This window comes from Streptomyces sp. NPDC046881 (assembly GCF_040645015.1).
Lineage (GTDB): Bacteria > Actinomycetota > Actinomycetes > Streptomycetales > Streptomycetaceae > Streptomyces.
Window position 1 is genome coordinate 1 of record NZ_JBEYXJ010000219.1, and the last position, 3,743, is coordinate 3,743.

The following is a 3,743-nucleotide window of genomic DNA, read 5'->3' on the forward strand; positions in this document are numbered from 1 at the left end:
CCGCCGTCCAGTGGGTGGGCCAGATCGACCTCGGGCCACGCCCATGTGACGCCGTACCGCTCCAGGTCGAGGGTCCGCAGGAACGGCGAGCCGACTCCCAGCGGGTGGACGGCCGAGCAGTGGTCGTGGAGCAGGCCCGGAAGGGTCAGTTCGCTGCTCCGGGTGCCGCCGCCGATCTCGTCGGCGGCCTCAAGGACGCTCACCTTCAGCCCCCGCTGGGCCAGGGCGACGGCGGCGGCCAGCCCGTTCGGGCCGGCCCCCACCACGATCGCGTCACTCATGCGCGGCCGCCGCCTCGGTCGCCGGTCGCGGGCGCGAGAGAGGTTCCACGGGAATCGTGGGCGTCTCGTCGTCCAGCCAGGGCTGCCGGGTCACCATCTCCCCCACGTTCACATACCCCTCCTCGATCAGGCCGCTCGCCGCGTCCACGATGCGGTAGTGCTGACGCTGCCGGTGGGTCGGCTGGGACTCCAGCACGACGACACGCAGGTCGCCGGGCGCGAATCCGCACCGCTGCTGTACGGCGGCCACCAGCTGCTCGTTGTGCAGATGACCGTCGCCGAAGTTCCAGCCGAGGACCGCTCCTGCCACGGTCTCGCCGTCCCGCACATCGTAGGCCTCCACGTCGTCCACGGCCCGCGGCAGCAGCCCGGCCAGGGCGCGGCCGTGGCTGTGCATCGCCCGCCAGGCCAGCCCCTGGTGCAACACCAGTTCGGCGGCCTCGGCGCCGTACAGGCGGGTGAGCTGGTCCACGGGCAGACCGGACGCCTTCACGACGTGCTGGCCCAGCCGGTGCTCGGTGCCCTTGCGGAAACACCACAGGCTGGTGGCCCAGTTGCCGGCGTAGTAGCGCATCGAGGGGAGGAACGACACCAGGTCGGGGCGGACGTGCCCGAGCAGAGGGACCACGGCCAGGCTCAGCACCAGCACCGCGGCCAGCAGCGGGGAGTGCAGGGTGAAGGCGCCGACCGCCGCGTCGTGGCCGAAGAGGACGAGTGCCGAGTAGATGAAGAAGACGTTCCACTCCAGCGGGACGCCCATCGGGAAGGTCGACATGATGTGCAGGTGGAAGACGACCATCACGGCCAGAGCCACCGTGGTGACGGGACCGCCGTGCGAGAGCACCAGGACCAGCGGCACCACGTACTCGATGACCGTGCCGCCGTGCGCGGCCGCCGCGGCGAGAGCGGACGGCCTGAGATCGTCGGGGTGGTGGCGGTACAGCCGGCGTTTGAACCAGGCAGGGCGCAGCGGACTGTTGCTGATCATCACCGCCACGACGAACGGGAAGTGGCGGTTGAGCTTGGAGGAGGCGGCGCCCCACCACAGGGCGAGCATGACCAGTTTCAGCGCGGCGGTCATGTCGCTCACCGGGAAGAGGAAGACCACGAGCGTCAGACCGTAGTGCTCCGCGCGGGCGGCGAGGAAGACGGTCTTGTCGCGCAGCCCGAGCACCGCGAGCAGCGCGGCGAGGACGGCGACGCGCCACGGAGCCGGCACACCGGACGCGCCCGGGCCGCCCGACTCGCCCGGGGAGCACAGCAGCCACACCGCCGCCCCCAGCAGCGCCGCGTACAGGGCCACATCGGTGACGGTGCGCCGGGTTCCCGCGGTGAACGGGATCCGGCCTGGCCACGGGGGCAGCCGTACCGTGCCGGGGCGCAGCCAGTGCAGGAAGGCGCCCACCGGCGGCAGGAAGTGCGAGCTGAGCGGGCCCGAGCCGCAGCCGAGGCCCAGCACCTCCCACAGCAGGGTCCAGACGACGAGTTTCTGGTAGGCGATCGGCTCAGCCCACCAGGAACCGAAGTGCGCGATGCCGCCCACGCCGGGGGTCATGGAGACGACCGCGACGCCGCCGAACGCGTACGCGGTGATCTTCACCAGGTACAGCAGGTGCACGATGCCGGGGGTGCCGAAGCCGTGCAGGGTCCAGTGCTCGGCGAGCGGCCTGATGCGTTGCTGGTAGGGGCGGCTGCGCCACTGCTGCAGGTCGACGTCCGCCGTGTTCGGTGCGAGGAATCCCATGACTGCTCTCCCGCTCCCTGCTCAGCCGGCCACGGTGACGGCGGTGGTCCTGGCCCGCAGTGCGGGCTTGTCCGTCTTGCCGACGGGATTTCTGGGCAGCCGGTCGACGAAGGTGATCATGGTGGGCACCTTGAACCGGGCCAGCCGGGCCCGGCAGTGGTCGAGCAGTTCACCCTCGTCGCTTGCCGAACCCGGACGCAGCGCCACGAACGCGACCGGTACTTCGCCGAGCCGAGGGTCGGCGGCACCCACCACGGCGGTTTCGAGCACATCGGGGTGGTCGCCGAGGACGGTCTCGACCTCCTTGGGGTAGATGTTCTCGCCACCCCGGATGATCAGGTCCTTGATGCGGTCCAGCAGCACCAGGTAGCCGTCCTCGTCGAAGCGGCCGACATCGCCTGTGTGCAGCCAGCCGTCGACCACGGCGCGGGAGGTCTCGTCCGGGCGGCCCAGGTAGCCGCGCATCACGTTGGGTCCGCGGACGACCACTTCACCGGTCTCCCCCGCCGGGACGATCCGGCCCTGTGCGTCCATCACGGCGACCTGCTGGCCGGGCAGCGGCCGTCCGACCGTGCCGGGCTTGCGCGGGCCGTCCAGCGGGTTGGTGGTGGAGGCGCAGGTGCCCTCGGAGAGGCCGTAGCCCTCCAGGATCGGGATGCCGTAGCGGCGCTCGAACCGCTCGATGAGTGCGGGCGGCATCGGGGCCGCCCCGCAGGCGGCGAACCGCACCGACGAGGTGTCCGGCCGTACGTGGCCGGGCAGTTCGGCGAGCATCGAGTAGATCGCCGGTACCGCGGAGAAGCAGGTCGGGCGTGCGGCGGCGACCAGGTCGAAGAAGGTCTCGGCCCGGAACCGTCCGGCGATCGTGACCCGGCCGCCGGCCAGCAGCGGGGACAGCACGCCGACCACGATCCCGTTGACGTGGAAGAGCGGCAGGATCAGCAGGCTGTGGTCGGCCTCGGAGAGCCGGGCGGCCTCGATCATCATGCCCGCCATGGCGGCGAGGTTGGCGTGGTCGAGCATGACACCCTTGGGACGCCCGGTGCTGCCGCTGGTGTAGATCAGCAGGGCGAGCGCGTCCGCATCCGTCTGAGGGGCGGCCATGTCCGCGGTCGCGGTGCCCAGTTCGGCCACCGTGAGTGTCCCGGCGAGGGGCGACGGCTCCGCGGTGACGACCACCGCGGCCCCTGCGTCGCCGAGCTGGTACCGCACCTCGTTGTCGGTGAGTGCCGGGTTGACCGGGGTCACCGCCGCGCCGAGCCGCCAGGCGGCGAAGAGCGCGACGACGAAGTCCACCGTGTTGGGCAGCAGCAGCGCCACCACGTCCCCGCGCCCGATCCCCCGGTCCCGCAGGGCCGTCGCGGCCCGGCGGACCCGGCGGGCGAAGGCCGCGTTGTCCAGGACCGACGTCTCGTCGGCTGTGCAGGGACCGTCCGCGTCCCGTCGGGCCCGCAGCTCTGGCAGTTCCGCGATGTGCATGTCGGCTCCTCGTAGTACGTCGACGGACGTCGGGCGGACGGGATGCCCGTCCCGACGCGGGACGGATGTCCGGTACGTGAGGAGAGACGGTACGAATCGGCGGGGCTCGCGGCCCATGGGCGCGGACGACGACGCTCGCGGCCGGACTTGTGCGCGGCGCACGAAGCCGGGGCGGCACCGCCCGCACGGGGACGCGCCGGCCCCGAGGGACGCCTCGCTCGGGGCCGGCGGGGGGTCGC

General features: G+C 72.2%; 3 protein-coding genes. All 3 read right to left on the reverse strand.

Annotation, left to right across the window (positions count from 1 at the left end; genetic code table 11):
• Positions 1-281, reverse strand: a 281-nt coding sequence (locus tag ABZ923_RS41055) for an FAD-dependent oxidoreductase (protein ID WP_361483480.1), incomplete at its 3' end; no start/stop codon positions are given.
• Positions 274-2,025 (reverse strand): DUF3556 domain-containing protein, encoded by a 1,752-nt coding sequence (locus ABZ923_RS41060; RefSeq protein ID WP_361483483.1) that lies wholly within the window; start codon positions 2,023-2,025, stop codon positions 274-276. The genes ABZ923_RS41055 and ABZ923_RS41060, both read right to left, overlap by 8 nt.
• A 21-nt stretch (positions 2,026-2,046) precedes the next feature.
• Positions 2,047-3,504, reverse strand: a complete 1,458-nt coding sequence (locus tag ABZ923_RS41065; RefSeq protein ID WP_361483486.1) for an AMP-binding protein — start codon at positions 3,502-3,504, stop codon at positions 2,047-2,049.
• Between the last annotated feature and the right edge of the window lie 239 nt (positions 3,505-3,743).

Excerpts from the sequence above, each read along its gene's own strand:
- ABZ923_RS41060 (WP_361483483.1), bottom strand. The coding sequence starts at position 2,025 with ATGGGATTCCTCGCACCGAACACGGCGGACGTCGACCTGCAGCAGTGG.
- ABZ923_RS41065 (WP_361483486.1), bottom strand. The coding sequence starts at position 3,504 with ATGCACATCGCGGAACTGCCAGAGCTGCGGGCCCGACGGGACGCGGAC.